13 protein-coding genes and 4 tRNA genes are annotated in these 19,032 nt (G+C 63.6%); 5 read left to right on the forward strand and 12 right to left on the reverse strand.

Annotated features, from left to right (window positions below):
• Positions 1 to 547: 547 nt before the first annotated feature.
• The 11 genes from FHS02_RS04480 to FHS02_RS04530 form a co-directional block, all read right to left on the reverse strand.
• Positions 548 to 624 (reverse strand) — tRNA-Asp (locus tag FHS02_RS04480).
• Positions 625 to 670: 46 nt separating this feature from the next.
• Positions 671 to 747: transfer RNA gene (locus tag FHS02_RS04485), tRNA-Asp, on the reverse strand.
• A 76-nt stretch (positions 748 to 823) separates the two neighbouring features.
• Positions 824 to 899, reverse strand: a tRNA-Val gene (locus FHS02_RS04490).
• A gap of 60 nt (positions 900 to 959) precedes the next feature.
• Positions 960 to 1,232 carry an HU family DNA-binding protein gene (locus tag FHS02_RS04495; RefSeq protein ID WP_107142294.1) on the reverse strand — a complete coding sequence of 91 codons (273 nt, stop codon included), beginning with the start codon at positions 1,230 to 1,232 and terminating at the stop codon, positions 960 to 962.
• Positions 1,233 to 1,474: 242 nt separating this feature from the next.
• The gene (gene lon / locus FHS02_RS04500) at positions 1,475 to 3,886 is read right to left on the reverse strand and encodes an endopeptidase La (protein WP_137312991.1); all 2,412 of its coding nucleotides are present in this window, start codon (positions 3,884 to 3,886) and stop codon (positions 1,475 to 1,477) included.
• A gap of 285 nt (positions 3,887 to 4,171) precedes the next feature.
• Positions 4,172 to 5,440, reverse strand: a complete 1,269-nt coding sequence (gene clpX, locus FHS02_RS04505) for an ATP-dependent Clp protease ATP-binding subunit ClpX (RefSeq protein ID WP_137312992.1) — start codon at positions 5,438 to 5,440, stop codon at positions 4,172 to 4,174.
• Between the two features lie 520 nt (positions 5,441 to 5,960).
• Positions 5,961 to 6,578: an ATP-dependent Clp endopeptidase proteolytic subunit ClpP gene (gene clpP, locus FHS02_RS04510; protein ID WP_371861255.1), complete on the reverse strand. Its 618-nt coding sequence runs from the start codon at positions 6,576 to 6,578 to the stop codon at positions 5,961 to 5,963.
• Positions 6,579 to 6,681: 103 nt separating this feature from the next.
• The gene (tig, locus tag FHS02_RS04515; RefSeq protein WP_137312993.1) at positions 6,682 to 8,022 is read right to left on the reverse strand and encodes a trigger factor; all 1,341 of its coding nucleotides are present in this window, start codon (positions 8,020 to 8,022) and stop codon (positions 6,682 to 6,684) included.
• A 32-nt stretch (positions 8,023 to 8,054) separates the two neighbouring features.
• Positions 8,055 to 8,141, reverse strand: a tRNA-Leu gene (locus tag FHS02_RS04520).
• Positions 8,142 to 8,499: 358 nt separating this feature from the next.
• The gene (locus tag FHS02_RS04525; protein ID WP_137312994.1) at positions 8,500 to 11,589 is read right to left on the reverse strand and encodes an efflux RND transporter permease subunit; all 3,090 of its coding nucleotides are present in this window, start codon (positions 11,587 to 11,589) and stop codon (positions 8,500 to 8,502) included.
• On the reverse strand, positions 11,586 to 12,689 hold the full coding sequence (locus tag FHS02_RS04530) for an efflux RND transporter periplasmic adaptor subunit (RefSeq protein ID WP_229422546.1): 1,104 nt from the start codon (positions 12,687 to 12,689) through the stop codon (positions 11,586 to 11,588). The genes FHS02_RS04525 and FHS02_RS04530 overlap by 4 nt, the downstream gene beginning before the upstream one ends.
• 174 nt (positions 12,690 to 12,863) lie before the next feature.
• Between FHS02_RS04530 and hpnC the strand changes: the two genes are divergently transcribed.
• The 5 genes from hpnC (at position 12,864) to FHS02_RS04555 (ending at position 17,724) form a co-directional block, all read left to right on the forward strand.
• A complete protein-coding gene (gene hpnC / locus FHS02_RS04535) occupies positions 12,864 to 13,685 on the forward strand; it encodes a squalene synthase HpnC (RefSeq protein ID WP_137312996.1) in 822 nt (273 codons plus the stop codon).
• Positions 13,686 to 13,719: 34 nt separating this feature from the next.
• Complete coding sequence (gene hpnD, locus FHS02_RS04540; protein WP_137312997.1) at positions 13,720 to 14,553, forward strand: presqualene diphosphate synthase HpnD; 834 nt, start codon at positions 13,720 to 13,722, stop codon at positions 14,551 to 14,553.
• A gap of 13 nt (positions 14,554 to 14,566) precedes the next feature.
• On the forward strand, positions 14,567 to 15,862 hold the full coding sequence (gene hpnE / locus FHS02_RS04545) for a hydroxysqualene dehydroxylase HpnE (RefSeq protein ID WP_137312998.1): 1,296 nt from the start codon (positions 14,567 to 14,569) through the stop codon (positions 15,860 to 15,862).
• A 264-nt stretch (positions 15,863 to 16,126) separates the two neighbouring features.
• Positions 16,127 to 16,912, forward strand: a complete 786-nt coding sequence (locus FHS02_RS04550) for a DUF1700 domain-containing protein (protein WP_137312999.1) — start codon at positions 16,127 to 16,129, stop codon at positions 16,910 to 16,912.
• On the forward strand, positions 16,912 to 17,724 hold the full coding sequence (locus FHS02_RS04555) for a head GIN domain-containing protein (protein ID WP_221403771.1): 813 nt from the start codon (positions 16,912 to 16,914) through the stop codon (positions 17,722 to 17,724). Before FHS02_RS04550 ends, FHS02_RS04555 begins: the two co-directional genes overlap by 1 nt.
• On the opposite strand, the gene FHS02_RS04560 is transcribed toward FHS02_RS04555, so the two are convergent.
• A complete protein-coding gene (locus FHS02_RS04560) occupies positions 17,711 to 18,961 on the reverse strand; it encodes a TIGR03862 family flavoprotein (protein ID WP_371861455.1) in 1,251 nt (416 codons plus the stop codon). The genes FHS02_RS04555 and FHS02_RS04560 overlap by 14 nt on opposite strands.
• Between the last annotated feature and the right edge of the window lie 71 nt (positions 18,962 to 19,032).

Genomic DNA, 19,032 nt, shown 5'->3' on the forward strand with positions numbered 1-19,032 from the left:
TCGAGGACGAGAGTGGCACGGGGTTGCGGAGCACGGGGTTGGAGAAGCGAGGAAGCCATGAAGGGGGGCGAAGCGCGAAGCGCGAAGCTGCGGAGGAGCGAAGCTGCGGAGGAGCGAAGCTGCGGAGGAGCGAAGCGGCGAAGCGGTGAGGGAGCGAAGCACGGAATTTGAAAGCGAAAGCTTTGAGGCGGCGCTGCGCGCTTGCCGGGCGTGCCGCCCGGCAGTACTTGCGCTTCGCGACTGGGACTCGCCGACATCCTGCCGGCCGCGGTTTCGCTTGCAAGCGAAACCCTTCGAGTGCCCGCCGTGCTTCCCGCAGGGGAAGCACTCCGCTGCGCTGCGAATCAGCATGAAAAAAGCCCGCTTGCGCGGGCTTTTTTGCTGATTCTGGCGGAGCGGACGGGACTCGCCGACATCCTGCCGGCCGCGGTTTCGCTTGCAAGCGAAACCCTTCGAGTGCCCGCCGTGCTGCCCGCAGGGGAAGCACTCCGCTGCGCTGCGAATCAGTATGAAAAAAGCCCGCTTGCGCGGGCTTTTTTGCTGATTCTGGCGGAGCGGACGGGACTCGAACCCGCGACCCCCGGCGTGACAGGCCGGTATTCTAACCAACTGAACTACCGCTCCCGGTAGCGATTCCGGAGAATCGAATAAACAGTCATCTTGATTTCGCTGGCGGAGCGGACGGGGCTCGAACCCGCGACCCCCGGCGTGACAGGCCGGTATTCTAACCAACTGAACTACCGCTCCAGCAAAACTTCCCGATACTGCTTTTACTACGATTTACCACATTGTTTCGTCTGCATTTCCAGCTCGACGAATCGGCTGGTGGGCGCTGAGAGGCTCGAACTCCCGACCTAATCCTTGTAAGGGATCCGCTCTACCAACTGAGCTAAGCGCCCGGCTCTTGCAACAATCTGCTGCGGCAAACGGTGAACAGCTGGGCTGCTCACCGAAGGCCATTAGTTTACTGCATCCTTCAGCGCTTTACCAGCCTTAAATTTCGGTACTTTCGCTGCATCGATCGTGATCTCTTCCTTCGTGCGCGGGTTGCGGCCGGTACGGGCAGCGCGCTCGCTCACCATGAAGGTGCCGAAGCCGACGAGGGTAACGCTGTCGTTCTTGGCCAGAGTGGTGGTTACGCCATCGATCATCGCGTCCAGCGCGCGTGCCGCGGCCGCTTTGGAGATATCGGCGGAAGTGGCGATATGGTCGATCAGTTCAGTCTTGTTCACAGCTTGTTCCCCGTCACAAAGTTTAAATCGTTTATACCGTTTATTTCGTTTATCGCGAAGACAGACGGTATTTTCCAGGCAGAGAAAAATCTCAGGCCGTATTAAACAAGCCGGGCTTGCTCTGTGTCAAGGCGTCAACATGTAAAAAACACCCTCTGAAACGCAAAACGGGCACCTCGGGTGCCCGTTTTCAAGAAGCCGGGCACCGCAGGGCGCCCTTTCTCACTGTACTGAACGAAACGTCAGTGCTTGACGACCTCCGTCGGCCCGTCCGCCTTCTGCGCGGCCGCCGCGACCGGCTCCACCGCCGGCACCTCCGCCAACGGTTCCGGCTGGCGCTCCAGAGCGACTTCCAGCACCTTGTCGATCCAGCGCACCGGCACGATCTCGAGCTTGTTCTTGACGTTGTCCGGGATCTCGGCCAGGTCCTTCACGTTCTGCTCGGGGATCAATACCGTCTTGATGCCGCCGCGATGCGCCGCCAGCAGTTTTTCCTTCAGGCCGCCGATCGGCAGGACTTCGCCGCGCAGCGTGATCTCGCCCGTCATTGCCACATCCGCCCGGACAGGAATGCCGGTGAACACCGAAACCATCGCCGTCGTCATCGCGATACCGGCGGACGGACCGTCCTTCGGCGTCGCACCTTCCGGCACGTGGATATGGATGTCCTGCTTCTCGAACACCTCCGGCTTGATGCCCAGGCGCTGCGCCCGGCTACGCACCACGGTCCGCGCAGCCTCGATCGATTCCTTCATCACGTCGCCCAGCGTACCGGTGCGGATGACGGCACCCTTGCCAGGTACCGCGACCGTTTCGATCGTCAGCAGATCGCCGCCGACTTCGGTCCAGGCCAGGCCGACCACCTGGCCCACCTGGTTTTCCTTTTCGGCGACGCCGAAGTCGTAACGGCGCACACCCAGGAACTTGTCCAGGTTCTTCGGCGTGACGGCAACCTTCTTCTCGGTCTTCTTCAGCAGCAGGAGCTTGACCACCTTGCGGCAGATCTTCGACACTTCGCGCTCCAGCGAACGCACGCCGGCTTCGCGGGTGTAATAGCGGATCACGTCGCGGATCGCCGCTTCGCTGACCGTCACTTCGCCGTCCTTCAGGCCGTTGTTCTTGATCTGCTTCGGCAGCAGGTAGCGCAGCGCGATGCTGGTCTTCTCGTCCTCGGTATAACCCGACAGGCGGATCACCTCCATCCGGTCCAGCAGTGCCGGCGGGATGTTGTACGAGTTCGACGTGGCCACGAACATCACGTCGGACAGGTCGAAGTCCACCTCGATGTAGTGGTCCGAGAACGTGTGGTTCTGTTCCGGATCCAGCACTTCGAGCAGGGCCGACGACGGGTCGCCACGGAAGTCGGCACCCATCTTGTCGATCTCGTCCAGCAGGAACAGCGGATTGCGCACGCCCACTTTCGACAGCGACTGCAGCACCTTGCCAGGCATCGAGCCGATGTAGGTACGGCGGTGGCCGCGAATCTCGGCCTCGTCGCGCACGCCGCCCAGCGCCATCCGTACGTACTTGCGGTTGGTGGCGCGGGCGATCGACTGGCCCAGCGACGTCTTGCCGACACCCGGAGGACCGACGAAGCACAGGATCGGCGCTTTCAGCTTGTCGACGCGCTGCTGCACCGCGAGGTATTCCAGGATGCGTTCCTTGACCTTGTCGAGGCCGTAGTGATCCGTTTCCAGCACTTTCTCGGCATTCGACAGATCACTGGTGACCTTCGACTTCTTCTTCCACGGCAGCGATACCAGCGTGTCGATGTAGTTGCGGACAACGGTGGCTTCGGCGGACATCGGCGACATCAGCTTCAGCTTCTTCAGTTCGGCATTGGCCTTGTCCAGCGCCTCCTTCGGCATCTTGGCGGCCAGCACCTTCTTCTCGAGTTCATCGAAATCGGCGCCGTCTTCGCCCTCGCCCAGTTCCTTCTGGATCGCCTTCACCTGCTCGTTCAGGTAATACTCGCGCTGCGACTTTTCCATCTGGCGCTTGACGCGGCCACGAATGCGTTTTTCGACCTGGAGGATGTCCAGCTCGCCTTCCAGCTGGCCAAGCAGGTGCTCGAGGCGCTTGGCGACGTTGAAGATCTCCAGGATCACCTGCTTCTGCTCGAGTTTCAGCGGCAGATGCGCTGCCACCGTGTCGGCCAGGCGGCCGGCATCGTCGATGCCCGACAGCGATGCCAGGATCTCGGGCGGGATTTTCTTGTTCAGTTTGACGTACTGGTCGAACTGCTGCACGATCGCGCGGCGCATTGCCTCGATTTCGGAATCGTCGCCGATTTCGGAATCCAGTGGCTGCAGCTCGGCCACGAAGTGCGTGGGGGTATCGGTAATCTTGCGGATGCGCGCGCGCTGTGCGCCTTCGACGAGCACCTTCACGGTACCGTCAGGCAGCTTCAGCATTTGCAGGATGTTGGCGACGCAACCGATTTCATAGATATCGGTAGGGGAAGGTTCGTCCTTGGCGGCAGCCTTTTGTGCGGCAAGCATAATGCTCTTGCCTTGCTCCATTGCCGCTTCCAGCGCCTTGATCGATTTTGGACGCCCTACGAACAGGGGTATCACCATATGCGGGAAAACGACGACATCCCGTAAAGGCAACAACGGCAGTTGGGTCTGCTCAGTTAATTTGGAAGTTGTCATGGCGTACCTTATGTAAAAGCATGTTTATGATGTAGGCACTCGCAGCCGAATCACAAGACCCGCCGCCAGAATAATTCTTCTCAACACATAATCTTTGTTGAAAACATTGGCAGCGCTGCTCTAAAAGTCAGCAGCTACAAATAAAAAAAGCCACGCGCGACGAGCGCCGCGAGTGGCTTTTCGAATGAAGCCTGCTTCTCTTATTGGTTTCGATTGTACTGCGTTGCTCTACGGATGCAAAACGCTTTTTTCGACCGGTGTGCAGACTGCGATAGCGGACACCGATCAGTTTTCGCCGGAGGCCTTCGGCGTTTCCTGATAAATCAACAACGGCTTTGCACCTTGAGTAATGGTGTTTTCGTCGATAACCACTTTCGTGACATTCTGCTGATTCGGCAAATCGTACATGATATCGAGCAGCGCATGCTCCAGGATCGAACGCAGGCCACGCGCGCCGGTTTTGCGTGCCAGCGCCTTGCGGGCAATGGCATGCAGCGCGGCAGGACGAATTTCCAGTTCCGCGCCTTCCATTTCAAGCAGCTTGCCATATTGCTTGATCAGCGCATTCTTCGGCTCGACCAGGATCTGGATCAGCGCCTCTTCCGTCAATTCGGCCAGCGTGGCGACGACCGGCAAACGGCCGACCAGTTCCGGGATCAGTCCGAACTTGATCAGGTCTTCCGGCTCGGCTTCCAGCAGGATGTCGCTGTTGGAACGCTGCTCCTTGCTCTTCACGGTGGCGGAGAAGCCGATACCGCTCTTTTCCGACCGGTTCGAGATGATCTTCGCCAGGCCGTCGAATGCACCGCCGCAGATGAACATGATGTTCGTGGTGTCGATCTGCACGAAATCCTGGTTCGGATGCTTGCGACCACCTTGCGGCGGCACCGAGGCCATCGTGCCTTCGATCAGCTTCAGCAGGGCCTGCTGCACGCCTTCCCCGGAAACGTCGCGGGTAATCGACGGGTTGTCGGACTTGCGCGAGATCTTGTCGATCTCGTCGATGTAGACGATGCCGCGCTGGGCTTTTTCGACATCGTAGTTACAGCTCTGCAGCAGCTTCTGGATGATGTTCTCGACGTCCTCGCCCACGTAGCCCGCCTCGGTCAGCGTCGTGGCATCGGCGATCACGAACGGTACGTTCAGCATGCGTGCCAGCGTTTGCGCCAGCAGCGTCTTGCCGGAACCGGTCGGGCCGACGAGCAGGATATTGCTCTTGGCCAGTTCGACGTCGTCTTTCTTGCCCAGGTGCTTCAGGCGTTTGTAGTGGTTGTACACGGCTACCGACAGGATGCGCTTGGCCGTTTGCTGGCCGATCACATACTGGTTCAGCAGCTCGGCGATCTCGTGCGGCGTCGGCAGGTCCGACTTGGCGCCCGTAACGGATTCGATGCTGGACGTCTCGTCGCGGATGATGTCATTGCACAAATCAATGCACTCGTCGCAGATGAAGACGGAGGGCCCGGCGATCAGCTTCTTTACCTCGTGCTGGCTCTTGCCGCAGAAGGAGCAGTACAGAAGTTTTTCGCCGCTGGAAGATTTTTTGTCGGACATGGGACGTTTTCTTTAGTTACAAGAATAGGTGTTGCACAAGTTGCTGGACTGTTACTGAATTACCGCCGAATAAGCAGCAGGATGTATAGCTGATCAACGCAATGAGCAACTTCATAAGCAGCTTCGTGAGCAAATCGTCATGCGGGTCGTTTATACGCAGGCCGGTTCACCGACACTGGCCATACAAACTACACAACATACGACCGACACGACGCATTACTCACGCTGCTCCATTACTCAGCTAGCCAACTCTTCGCGTACATCGACGCATATCTCATTTCCCATCTCGCCGCCTATCTCAGCAGGCGTGAATTCAGGAAGGCAAGCATGGACACGCATGGATGGTTACACAGGAATCCAGGACAGTCCAACCGTGCAGACGAGGCGTGTGATGAGGCAAGAAGTCCTGCACACAACCACATGCTACCCGAAATAAAAATAAAACGCCCGGAACGGTGTGGCGTCCGGGCGTAATTTTCGCGTTTTCACTGCGATGCGCTGGCTACCGCTTTGTGCTGCATCAAGCGCGGGTCGTCAACACCTTGTCGATCAAACCATACTCGGCAGCCTCGTCGCCGGACATGAAACGGTCGCGGTCCGTGTCCTTGGCGATCTGGTCGATGGTCTGGCCGGTGCGTTCGGCCAGGATACTGTTCAGGCGATGGCGCAGGTACAGGATTTCCTTGGCCTGGATTTCGATATCCGACGCCTGGCCTTGCGAACCACCGGACGGCTGGTGGATCATGATGCGCGAATTCGGCAGCGAGAAACGCTTGCCCTTCGCACCTGCGGCCAGCAGGAAAGCGCCCATCGACGCGGCCATGCCCGTGCACAGCGTCGAGACGTCGGGTTTGATGAACTGCATCGTGTCGAAGATCGCCAGGCCGGCCGAAACGGAACCACCGGGCGAATTGATGTACAGCGAGATATCCTTGTCGGGATTTTCGCTTTCCAGGAACAGCAGCTGCGCCACGATCAGGTTGGCCATCTGGTCGTTGACCGGGCCGACCATGAAGATCACGCGCTCCTTCAGGAGGCGCGAGTAGATGTCATACGAGCGCTCGCCGCGGCCGCTTTGTTCGATGACCATCGGCACCAGGCCGAGCATTTCCGTGTCCAGTGCCGGATTGCGGTTCATTCCGATCATTCCTTTTCCTTGTGAAGCGCACCGGCCGGCTGAAGTATGCATTTTCACGCAACATCAGCCGGCCGGCGCCGGATGTTTTTTACGACAGGGTAACTTAGCCCTGCGCTGCGCTTCCCATCAATTCGTCGAACGGCACTTCCTTCGCCGACGTCTTGGACAGGCCCAGGACATAAGTGACGACGTTTTCTTCCAATACAAGAGCTTCCACTTCGGCCAGGCGGCGGCGATCGCTGTAGTAGTACTTCAGCACTTCGCGCGGATCTTCATAGCTTTGCGCGAAATCTTCGATCTGCGCCTTCACCTGGTCCGGCGTGGCTTGCAGTTCATTGTCGCCGACCAGCTTCGACAGGATCAGGCCCAGGCGCACGCGGCGCTCGGCCTTGTCCTTGAACAGCTCCGGAGGGAATGGTACATCTTTTACGTTCATGCCGCGGGCGGCCATGTCCTGGCGGGTCATCTCGGCCAGACGCTCGGTATCCTGGTCGATCAGTGCCTGCGGCACGTCCAGCGTGGCGGTATTCACCAGCGCGTCCATCACCGCTTCCTTGTTGCGCGCCTTGACGCGGCCATTCACTTCGCGTTCCAGGTTGACCTTGATGTCGTCGCGCATCTTGGCCAGGTCGCCATCGGCCACGCCCAGCGACTTCGCGAACTCGGCGTCCACTTCCGGCAGGTGCGCCCATTCGAGTTTCTTCAGCGTGATCGTGAACTCGGCGGTCTTGCCGGCCACGTCCTTGCCGTGATAATCCTCGGGGAAGGCCAGCGGGAAGGTCTTTGCCTCGCCCACTTTCAGGCCGACCGTGGCGGCTTCGAATTCCGGCAGCATGCGGCCTTCGCCCAGCACGAACACATAGTCCTCGGCCTTGCCGCCGGCGAACTCTTCGCCGTCGATCTTGCCGACGAAGTCCACGGTCACGCGGTCGCCGTTGGCGGCCACCGCTTCGCCGCCGTCGCCATGCTCGCCTGCCTCACCCTTGGTGTGGAAGTGCACGCGCTGCTTGCGCAGGATGTCGATGGTCTTGTCGATCTCGACGTCGGTCACGGACGATTTCACGGTCTCGATCTCGACCTGGGACAGGTCGCCGATCTCCACTTCCGGGTACACCTCGAAGGTGGCATCGAACGTCAGCTGGCCTTCCGGCGAACCTTCCTTCGGTTCGATCTTCGGGAAACCGGCAACGCGCAGGTTGTTCTCGTTGGCGGCGTCGTTGAACGCGCGACCGACCTTGTCGTTCAGCACGTCGGTTTCGATCTGGTAGCCGTACTGGGCCGCAACCATCTTCATCGGCACCTTGCCCGGGCGGAAGCCGGGAGCGCGCGCGGACTTGGCCTGCACTTTCAGGCGCTTTTCCACTTCGGAGCGGACGTCCGACAGCGGGAAGGAAATCGTGAGTCGGCGTTCGAGTTTGCCCAAGTTTTCGACAGCAGTTGCCATGTAAAAATCGTCCAAAAAATTGTGAATACTGTTGGTGCGAGGAGGGGGACTCGAACCCCCACACCATTGCTGGCGTCAGGACCTAAACCTGGTGCGTCTACCAATTTCGCCATCCTCGCGCTATGGGAAACCTCGCAAAGCGCCGCCGTGTATTATCAATCTGCGATCAGACTGTGCGGCGCTTTCCGGGATCTCCAGCTTTCCCATTGCTACTTTGCGCAAAAGCAAAGGGCGACCATTAATTGAAAACGGGTCGCCCTACCCTGCAAATCACAGGGGCTTTCAACTTCAACACGGCATTTTACTGGTTTTTCCCGAGAATGGGGATGATTTTTGACCTTTAGCCAACTGATCAATTAATAAGCTGGCCGCCAGTCAATTCCCTCCCGATCCGATCGGCTATCCATCCGTGAATCATTTCCCGCCCTGCTCGCGCCCGCTTCCACTCCCACGCCGGTTACTACTCCCACACGTGATTCAGCGTGCCGGCTTCTTCACGCGGAACCATGCCGCATACAGCGCCGGCAGGAACAGCAGCGTCAACGCCGTGGCCAGTACCAGGCCGCCCATGATCGCCACCGCCATCGGCCCCCAGAATACCGAGCGCGACAGCGGAATCATCGCCAGCGCGGCGGCCGCGGCCGTCAGCAGGATGGGCCGGCAGCGCCGCACCGCCGATTCCACGATGGCATCCCACGGCGCCGCGCCCGCCTTGATGTCCTGCTCGATCTGGTCGACCAGGATCACCGAGTTCCGGATGATCATGCCGAACAGCGCGATGATGCCCAGGTTCGCCACGAAGCCCAGCGGCCGGTCCAGCAGCAGCAGTGCAAACGCCGCGCCGGCCACGCCCAGCGGCCCGGTCAGGAAGACCAGCAGCGAGCGGGAGAAACTGTGCAGTTGCAGCATCAGCAGGGTAAAGATGAGGAACAGCGCCAGCGGCAGGTTCGTCGCGATCGACTGCTCCGCCTCGCCGCTGTCGGCCGCGGCCCCCTTCTCCTCGATCTTGTAGCCTGCCGGCAGCCGCGCCCGCAGGTCGGCCAGTGCCGGGTTGATCTGGCCCGACACGGTCGGTCCCTGGATACCCTCGACGACGTCGGCCTGGACCGTGATGGCCCACTCCCGGCCAAGCCGCCATACCACGCCCGGCTCCCACACGAACTGCACGCGTGCCAGCTGCGAGATCGGCACCGAGCGGCCGCTCGCCGTCGGCACATTGGTGTTGTTCAGGATCTCGATGGTCTGCCGCTCCGCCAGTGGCTGGCGCACCTGGATGTCGATCAGCCGGATGCCTTCGCGGAATTGCCCGACCACCGTGCCGGACAGCACCGTGTTGGCCACCCGCATCACCGTCTGCGTCGTCACGCCGAGTGCACGCATGCGGTCCTGGTCCAGGTCCAGCCGCAGCACCTTCACCGACTCATTCCAGTTATCGTTGGTACCGACCGCATTCGGATTGGCCCGGACGATCTCCTTCACCTGGTCGGCAATGGCGCGCACCTTGTCTACTTCGGTGCCGGTGACGCGGAACTGCACCGGATACGGCACCGGCGGTCCGTTCGGCAGCAGTTTTACCCGGCCGCGCACTTCGGGGAAGTCGTCATGGAATACCTGCGTGATCTTCTTGTGCAGTTCGGCCCGCGCGCGCAGGTCCTGCGGCAGGACCACGATCTGCGACACGTTCGACTGCGGGAAGATCTGGTCGAGCGGCAGATAGAAGCGCGGACTGCCGGTGCCGACATAGCTCGTCACGGACACGACGCCCGGCTGCTTGCGGATGAATTCCTCGAACTTCTTCACCTGCGCCTCGTTGGCGGCAAATGCGGTGCCCTCGGGCGACCACATCTCCACCATCAGCTCGGGCCGCGACGAATCCGGGAAGAACTGCTTTTCGATGAACTCGAAGCCGTACACGCCGAGCGCGAAGATCAGCAGGGTGGCGGCAATCGTCGTCTTGCGCCATTCCACGCACCAGGTCACTACCCTGCGGAAGCGCTGGAAACCCGGCGAATCGAACACGTCGTGCCCGTGCTCGCCAGGGGCATGCGGCTGGACCTTCAGCAGCAGGTAGCCGATATACGGTGTAAATACGACGGCAACCACCCACGACATGATCAGCGCAATCGCATTCACGGAGAACAGCGAGAACGTGTATTCGCCGGCGGTCGACTGGGCCAGGCCGATCGGCACGAAGCCCGCTACCGTGATCAGCGTGCCGGTCAGCATGGGCATTGCCGTGGACGTGTAGGCAAACGTGACCGCTTCCAGACGCGACAAGCCCTCCTCCATCTTCCGCACCATCATTTCGACGGCGATGATGGCATCGTCCACCAGCAGGCCCAGGGCGATGATCAGCGCCCCCAGAGAAATCTTGTGCAGGTCGATGTTCAGCATGCGCATGAACAGGAACGTCACGGCCAGCACCAGCGGAATGGTTAGCGCCACCACCAGGCCGGGCCGCACGTCCAGCCGCCACTTCGGCTTCGTGTGCAGGCCCAGCGCGACAAAGCTGACGGCCAGCACGATCAGCACCGCCTCGATCAGCGTGTGGACGAATTCGCCGACGGACGCCGTGACGGCCTGCGGCTGGTCCGACACGCGGGCCAGCTCGATACCGACCGGCAGCTTGCCCTTCAGGTCGCCCACCGTCTGCTCGAGCGCCTTGCCCATCTCGATGATGTTGCCGCCCTTTTCCATCGATACGCCCAGGCCGATCACTTCCTTGCCGTTGAAGCGCATCTTGTCGCGCGGCGGGTCCTGGTAGCCGCGCTTGATCGTGGCGAAGTCGCCCAGCCGGAACGTGGTGCCGTTGGCGCGCAGCTCCAGGTTTTCCAGGTCCTTCACCGTGGCCAGCGCGCCGCTCACGCGCACCTGCAGGTTGTCGGTCGGCGTCACCAGCGTGCCGGTCGCCTCGATGGCGTTCTGCGTGGCAATCTGGTCGACGATCTGCTCGAACGGAATGCCCAGCTGGGCAAACTTCTGGTGCGAGAACTCGATGTCGATCTTCTCGTCCTGCACGCCGAACAGTTCGACCTTCGAGACTTTCCCTACGCGCAGCAGCTGCTGGCGCACGAAGTCGGCGTAATCCTTCATCTCGGCATACGTGAAGCCGTCGCCGGAGAGCGCGAAGATCGAACCGTAGGTATCGCCGAATTCATCGTTGAACGTGGGCCCGATCACCCCTTGCGGCAGCGTGCCGGCGATGTCGCCCACCTTCTTGCGCACCTGGTACCAGGCGTTGCCGGTTTCCTTCGGCGGCGTCGATTCGCGCAGGCTCAGCATGATCAGCGTCTGGCCCGGCTTCGAATAGCTGCTGATCTCGTCGATGTACGGCGTTTCCTGCAGCTTCTTTTCCAGCTTGTCGGTGACCTGGTTGGCCATCTGCAGCGCGGTGGCGCCCGGCCAGAAGGCCTGTACCACCATGATGCGGAAGGTAAACGGCGGATCTTCGTCCTGCCCCAGGTTCTGGTAGCTGAGCATGCCGCCGATCAGCATCACGGCGATCAGGTAGCGCGTCAGCGGAATATGTTCGAGGGCCCAACGCGACAGGTTGAAGCCTCTCATCATGCCCCCTTGGCTGCCGGCGCGGCGGGCGCTTTCGGGACATCGTCGCCGAGGATGCGCACCTTCTGGCCCGGCTTGAGCAGGTGCACGCCGGCGGTGACGACGGTCTGGCCGGCCTTGACGCCGCTGCCCAGCACCAGGTCGTTGCCGTCGGCGGCCGTCACCGTGACCGGCACCAGCCGTACCGCGCCATTCTCGACCACCCAGACGGACGTGGCGTTGCGGTCATGGAACAGCGCCGACAGCGGTACCTTGATCTTCGGCTGCCCCTTCGATGCGAACTGCACCACCGCCGTCATGCCCAGCTTGGCCTGTGTCAGCGTCGCCGGCAGCGTCACCTTGAAGGCATAGGTACGCGTGGCCGGATCGGCCACCGGCGACACTTCGCGGATCTTCGCCGCCACCGGCTGGCCCGGTGCGGCCCACAGCCGCACGTGCACGTCGTCGATCCGGCGCAGCGTCTCGACGCGGTCTTCCGGCACGCCGAACACCACTTCCTTCTCGTCCGTGCGTGCCACCGTGACAACCGGCGTGCCGGCCGCCACCACCTGCCCCGTCTCGGCCGCCACCTGTGTGACGACGCCATCCATGTCCGCCACCAGTACCGCATAGCCGGCCTGGTTCGACTGCTCCCGGTAGCCGGCGCGGGCCGCATCGACCTGCGCCTCGGCCGCGCGCAACGCCGATTCCTTTTCGTCGAGCACCGCCTGGGCGACGAAATTCTGCGCCCGCAGTTCGCGGTAGCGCTGCACGTCCGCCGCCGCCAGGTCGCGGCTGGTTTCCGCGGCACGCAGCGTGGCCAGCGACTGCGCCTGGCCCAGCCGCAGGTCCTGCGGATCGAGCTGCATCAGCACCTGGCCCTTGCGCACCACCGTGCCGACATCGACCTTGCGCGAAACGATCTTGCCCGGCACGCGAAAGCCCAGCTGCGACTGGTAGCGGGCCCGCACTTCGCCGGAGAATTCGGCATTCACGTCCACGTCGGAACTCTGCAGGACTATGGCGCGCACCGGCCGTACGTCCGCCGTTTTTTCCGGCGGCTTCGAGCAGGCAGCCAGCAGCACGGCGGCGGCCGCGATCAGGTAGGGCTTCAGGACTTGCACGGTACTTTCCTTCACTCGTATTGGACTGCAATTGCGGCAGGCACGCTTAGCCTCTATGATGGCGGGCTGAATTGATGACTTTCCGTACATTAATTTACAAAATGAGATGAAAATTATAGTCGTGGCACATGACTTTGAAAATGACTTTCGCGTCAGTTAGCCGCGCACGCCCCCATGGCAGTCGACCATTATGAAAACTTTCCCGTCGCGTCGCTGCTGCTGCCGCGCCGGCTCGTCCCTGCGGTGCAGGCCATTTATGCGTTCGCGCGCGGCGCCGACGATGTCGCCGACGAAGGCGATGCGACACCTGCCCAGCGGCTTGCTGCGCTGGCCGAGTATGAAGCCGCGCTGGTACACATCGAACTGGGGGCACCGCCGCCCGGCCCGGTATTCCTGCGCCTGGCCGCCACCGTCGCCGAACATGCGCTGCCGTTGAAACCCTTTCACGACCTGCTGTCCGCATTCCGGCAGGACGTGACGGTCACCCGCTACCAGTCCTACGGAGAGCTGCTGGACTATTGCCGCCGGTCTGCCAACCCGGTGGGCATCCTGATGCTGCACCTGTACGGCGCCGCCACGCCCGACAACGTGCGCGACTCCGATGCGATCTGCACGGCGCTCCAGCTGATCAACTTCTGGCAGGACGTGGCGGTGGACCAGCAAAAGGAACGCATCTACGTTCCGATGGAAGACCTGGCCCGCTTCGCGATCTCGCCGGCGCACCTGCACGATCCGGCAGCCCATGGCAAGTGGCGCGCGCTGATGCGCTTCGAAGTCGAGCGCACGCGCGCAATGATGCTCTCCGGCGCGCCGCTGGCGTGGCGCCTGCCCGGCCGCATCGGCCTGGAACTGCGGCTGGTGGTCCATGGCGGCCTGCGTATCCTGGAAGCGATCGAGGAGGTGGATTACGACGTCTTCCGGCGCCGGCCAGTGCTGCGGCGGACCGACTGGCTGAAAGTTTTCTGGCGCGCGCTGCGGCCCTTGCCATTAGAATAGCGCCTTCGACCGCGCAATATTGCCAAATAATTACATGTCTCCCGACGATTACTGCCAGCAGAAAGCCGCCGCCAGCGGCTCGAGTTTCTATTACAGCTTCCTGTTCCTGCCGCCCGAACGCCGGCGCGCGATCACGGCGCTGTATGCGTTCTGCCGCGAAGTCGACGACACCGTCGACGAGTGCAGCGACGAATCGCTGGCGCGCATCAAGCTGGCCTGGTGGCGCACCGAGATGGCCGCCATGTACGAGGGCAAGCCCTCGCATCCGGTCACCAAGGCGCTGCAGCCGCACGTGGCGCCGTACGGCCTGCAGCAGGAACACATGCAGGCCATCATCGACGGCATGGAGATGGACCTGAACCAGACCCGCTACCTCGACTACGCGGGCCTGTCGAAGTACTGCTGGCACGTGGCCGGCGTGGTCGGCATCCTGTCGGCCAGCATCTTCGGCGCCACGCGCCCCGAAACGCTGCGCTACGCGGAGAAGCTGGGGCACGCGTTCCAGCTCACCAACATCATCCGCGACGTGGGCGAGGATGCCCGCAAAGGCCGCATCTACCTGCCGATCAACGAGCTGCAGCAGTTCGGCGTGACCGCGGCCGATCTGCTGAACGCCCGGCATACGGACAATTTCACGAAACTGATGGCCTTCCAGGCCGAGCGCGCCCAGCGTTCCTACGAAGAGGCCTTCGCACTGCTGCCGAAGGAAGACCGGCGCGCCCAGCGGCCCGGCCTGATCATGGCGGCCATCTACCGCACGGTGCTCGACGAGATCGAGCGCGACGGCTTCCACGTGCTGACCCAGCGCATCTCGCTGACGCCGATCCGCAAGCTGTGGCTGGCCTGGAAGACCTACGTTCGCGGATGACGATGGCGCGCGCATGCTGAAGGTTGCCGTGGTCGGCGGCGGCTGGGCCGGCTGCGCCGCCGCCGTCGAACTGGCGCGCCGCGGCGCCGGCGTCACGCTGTTCGAAGCGGCGCGCACGCTGGGCGGCCGGGCACGCCGCATCGAAGCGGCCGGCCGTACCCTCGACAACGGCCAGCACATCATGCTGGGCGCCTATGCGGCGTCGCTGAAACTGATGCGCACCGTCGGCATCGACTTCGGCCGCGCGATGCTGTCCGTTCCGCTGCAGATGTGCTATCCGCCGGGCGGCATGCGCTTCGTTGCGCCGCGCCTGCCGGCGCCGCTGCACCTGGCCGTGGCCCTGCTGCGCGCCAGCGGCCTGGCGCGCGAAGACAAGCTGGCCATGGCGCGCTTCTCGACGACCGCGCGCTGGATGGGCTGGCGCCTCGACAACGACTGCACGGTCGCGGAACTGCTGGAACGCTTCGACCAGACGCCCCGGCTGATTAACCTGATGTGGCGGCCATTGTGCCTGGCCGCACTGAACACGCCGATCGACACCGCGTCCGCGCAGGTCTTCCTGGCCGTGCTGCGCGACAGCCTGGGCGCGCGCCGCAAGGCTTCCGACATGCTGCTGCCCCGGCACGACCTGTCGGCCCTGTTCCCCGATGCCGCCGCGCAGTGGTTGCAGCAGCGTGGCGCCGCCGTTCGGTTAGGTGCAAAAATTACCGAACTGGCGCCGCACGACGGCATCTGGCGTCTCGACGGCGAGGTCTTCGACAAGGTCGTGCTGGCCGCCTCGCCGGTGGCCAGCGCCGCGCTGCTGGCGCCGCTGGCCGAAGCCGCTCCCATCGTCGCGCAACTGGCGGCTTTCACGTACGAGCCGATCACCACCTGCTACCTGCAATACGAACCCGGCGTCGTCCTGCCCGGGCCGTTTTTCGCGCTGGAAGACGCACCGGCCGCCGGGCACTGGGGCCAGTTCGTGTTCGACCGCGGCCAGCTCGATCCGGCCCAGGCCGGCTTGCTGGCGGTTGTCGTCAGCGCGTCGGGCGCGGCGGCCGCCCTGCCCCAGCAGGCGCTGGCGCAAGCGCTTGCCGCCCAGCTGGCGCAGGCGTTTGGCCGCCCCGCACTCGCCGGTCCCGGCTGGACCCGGGTCGTCACCGAAAAACGTGCCACGTATGCCTGCACGGCCGGCCTGGCGCGCCCCGCCAACGCCACGCCGCTGGCCGGCCTGGCGCTGGCCGGCGACTTTACGGCCGGCGAGTATCCGGCCACGCTGGAAATGGCGGTGCGCAGCGGCCAGGCCGCCGCCCGGCTGCTGTGCTGACCGGCTGCCCGTGCAGCCCGCCTTCCTGCGTCCTGTCCCTGTCCCATGCCGCCTGCTCCCCCGTTTATGCAGCCTGTCGCAGTGCGTTGGCATGTTCCTTGCCATAGGCATACAGTGGGAACATCGGAGGACTGGACATGCGACTTACTTTGACAACCATTGCCGTTCTGGCCATCGTGCTGCTAAGCGCAGCGGCGATCGTGCAGATCGACGCGCACGGCCATCCCGTTGCGCTGCAACTGGCAATGAACTAGGAACTACCCGATGGGCAAGCAGGAATATCTCGACGCGCTCGGCAAGGCCATGACCGGCCTGCCGCCGGAAACGGCGGCCAGGACGCTGGCCTACTACGAGCAGCGTTTCATCGATGGCCTGGTGGCGGGGCGCAGCGAGGCCGAGATCGCGGCCGACCTGGATGAACCGCGCAAGATCGCGATGACGCTGCGCGCCAACGTGCACCTGCAATCGTTCGAGCAGCGGCGCACCCCTGCCCGGTTCGGCCGCATGCTGGCGTCGTTCGCCGGCCTGGCGGTATTCAACCTGTTCATGGTGGTCCCGGCGGCCGTCTTCGCGGCGCTGCTGATCGCCGTCTACACCTGTTCGTTCGCGTTCTATGTCGGCGGCATCGCGGTGGCCGCCAGCGGCCTGGCCGGCGCCAACGAGATGATCCTGGCCGGCCCGCTGCACCACATGGTCGACATCGACGACGACGGCGAAGCGCGCGGCGAACGGCTGCAGACGCGCGTCTCGATCGGCGAGCGCGGCATCGAGGTACGCCAGCAGCGCTCGCCGGGCCTGCAGCAGGAACTCGACGAAGAGTCGAGCCGCTCCGGCCGCCTGCTGGACAATGCCGAAGCGATGGCCGACGGCAGCGTGCGCATTTCCGTCGATCCGGAAGGCGCGTCGCGCGCCACGCAAACGGTACTCGGCTTCGGCCTGGTGGTGGGCGGCATCGCGCTGTTCCTGCTGTCGCTGGTGGTCACGCGCTACAGCGCCATCGGCCTGCGCCGCTATGCGCAGATGAACCATTCCCTGCTGCGAGGCCGGTGATGCGTATCGGTACCCTGGTCAAGGTCGGCCTGATGCTGTTCGTCCTCGCATTGGGGCTGATCGGCGTCTCCTACACGATGCTGCGGGCACAGGGCGTGGCCAATCCATCGACCACCGCCGGCCGCGTCACGCGCACCGAGATACGCGAGATCGGCCATGGCATCACGACCATTGACCTGCAGGGGCCCATCGACCTGACGCTGCGCCAGGGCAGCACGCCATCGCTGAAAGTGATTGGCGAACAGCGCCTGATCGGCAACGTCGCCACGACACAGGAAGACGGCACCCTGCACATCGCCACCACCGGCATGCTGTTCCACCACAAGCGCCCGCTGCAGGTGGAAGCTGTGCTGCCTTCGCTGCAGGCGGTGGAGATCCGCGGCAGCGGCGACAGTGCCATTTCCGGTTTTTCCGGCGAACGGCTGATGATCACGCTGAACGGCTCCGGCAACCTGGCGTTCTCCGGCCGCTACCGGCACGTGATGGCGGCGGTCCACGGCACCGGCGGCCTCGACCTGAAATCGGGCAGCGGCGAGAACGTACAGCTGGCCTTGTATGGTTCCGGTTCCATCAACGCCTCGGGCACCTGCAACGCCTTGAACGCCGAACTGACCGGCTCGGGAACCATCGATGCGCAGCACATGGCATCGAATACCGCATCGGTGGAAGTCAAGGGATCGGGTACCGCCGAACTCTTCGCCCGCGCATCGGCCTCGATCGCCGTGGCGGGCAGCGGCGACGTGACGGTGTACGGCAATCCGGACCAGCGCAGCGTGAACCGGACCGGCTCGGGGAATGTCAGCTTCGAGTGAGCCAGGCCGCCACATCGGCGCCCACCGCCACGCCGCTGGCCAGGCAAGCCGTCAACAGGTAACCGCCGGTCGGCGCTTCCCAGTCCACCATCTCGCCGGCCACGAACACGCCCGGCAACGCGCGTACCATGGTGCCTTCCAGCGCCTCGAATGCCACGCCGCCGGCGCTGCTGATGGCTTCGTCGATCGGCCGCGGCGCCCGTAGCGTCAGCGGCAGGGCTTTCAATGCGCGGGCCAGCGTGGCGGCATCCGCGAACTGCTCCCTGGACAGGCACTCGTGCAGCAGCCCCGCCTTGACGCCCTTGATGCCGAGCCGCCCCTGCAGGTGGCTGGACAGCGAGCGCGAGCCGCGCGGCCGCGTCACCTCGGCCAGCACGCGGCCGGCCGGCAGGTCGGGCAGCAAATCGAGCTCGACGATCGCGCTTCCGTGCGCGGCGATGCCGTCCCGCACCGGCGCCGACAGCGCATAGATCAGGCTGCCCTCGACGCCGGTCGCCGTCACCACGAACTGCCCCTGCTTGCGCACGCGCCGGCCCGCGCCATCGGTCCAGGTGGCGGCGACCGTGGTCAGCGGCTGGCCGGCATGCCGCTCCGCGAACAGCGGACTCCAGCCCACGTCGAAACCGCAGTTGGACGGCCGCAGCGGCGCCACGCCGATGCCGCGTTCGGCCAGCAGCGGCAGCCAGGCACCGTCGGAACCCAGCCGCGCCCAGCTGCCGCCGCCCAGCGCCAGTATGGTGGCGTCGGCCTGCACCAGCAGTTCGCCGGCCGGCGTCGCGAAGCGCAACGCATCGTGCGACCAGCCAGTCCAGCGATGGCGCTGGTGGAAATGCACGCCCGCTTCGCGCAGCCGGTGCAGCCACGCGCGCAGCAGCGGCGCGGCCTTCATTTCGGTCGGGAACACGCGGCCGGAAGAGCCGACGAACGTTTCGATGCCCAGGCCGTGCACCCACGCCCGGACGGCATCCGGCCCGAACGCATCGAGCATCGGCCGCAGCGCGGCGGCGCGCGCGCCGTAGCGCGTGACGAACTGCTCGTACGGTTCGGCGTGCGTGATGTTCATGCCGCCGCGGCCGGCCAGCAGGAACTTGCGGCCGACGGAGGGCATTGCGTCGTACAGGTGGACGTCGAACACGGCGGCGCGCGACAGCGTTTCGGCGGCCATCAGGCCGGCCGGTCCGCCGCCGACGATCGCAACACGCGGACGGGAAACTTCAGGGAGTGCTGGGGTCATCATGAGGAGCGAGATTGTAGTGCAAAACGCGGCCGTCCCCGGCATACTAGGGATCGACACGACAGAAACCCGCT

Origin of the sequence: Pseudoduganella umbonata (assembly GCF_014192225.1) — a bacterium.
Lineage (GTDB): Bacteria > Pseudomonadota > Gammaproteobacteria > Burkholderiales > Burkholderiaceae_D > Rugamonas > Rugamonas umbonata.

Coding starts and splice junctions, on each gene's coding strand:
- lon (WP_137312991.1), bottom strand. CDS start 3,886: ATGACAACTTCCAAATTAACTGAGCAGACCCAACTGCCGTTGTTGCCT.
- clpX (WP_137312992.1), bottom strand. CDS start 5,440: ATGTCCGACAAAAAATCTTCCAGCGGCGAAAAACTTCTGTACTGCTCC.
- clpP (WP_371861255.1), bottom strand. CDS start 6,578: ATGAACCGCAATCCGGCACTGGACACGGAAATGCTCGGCCTGGTGCCG.
- tig (WP_137312993.1), bottom strand. CDS start 8,022: ATGGCAACTGCTGTCGAAAACTTGGGCAAACTCGAACGCCGACTCACG.
- FHS02_RS04525 (WP_137312994.1), bottom strand. CDS start 11,589: ATGATGAGAGGCTTCAACCTGTCGCGTTGGGCCCTCGAACATATTCCG.
- hpnC (WP_137312996.1), top strand. CDS start 12,864: ATGGCAGTCGACCATTATGAAAACTTTCCCGTCGCGTCGCTGCTGCTG.
- hpnD (WP_137312997.1), top strand. CDS start 13,720: ATGTCTCCCGACGATTACTGCCAGCAGAAAGCCGCCGCCAGCGGCTCG.
- hpnE (WP_137312998.1), top strand. CDS start 14,567: ATGCTGAAGGTTGCCGTGGTCGGCGGCGGCTGGGCCGGCTGCGCCGCC.
- FHS02_RS04550 (WP_137312999.1), top strand. CDS start 16,127: ATGGGCAAGCAGGAATATCTCGACGCGCTCGGCAAGGCCATGACCGGC.
- FHS02_RS04555 (WP_221403771.1), top strand. CDS start 16,912: ATGCGTATCGGTACCCTGGTCAAGGTCGGCCTGATGCTGTTCGTCCTC.
- FHS02_RS04560 (WP_371861455.1), bottom strand. CDS start 18,961: ATGATGACCCCAGCACTCCCTGAAGTTTCCCGTCCGCGTGTTGCGATC.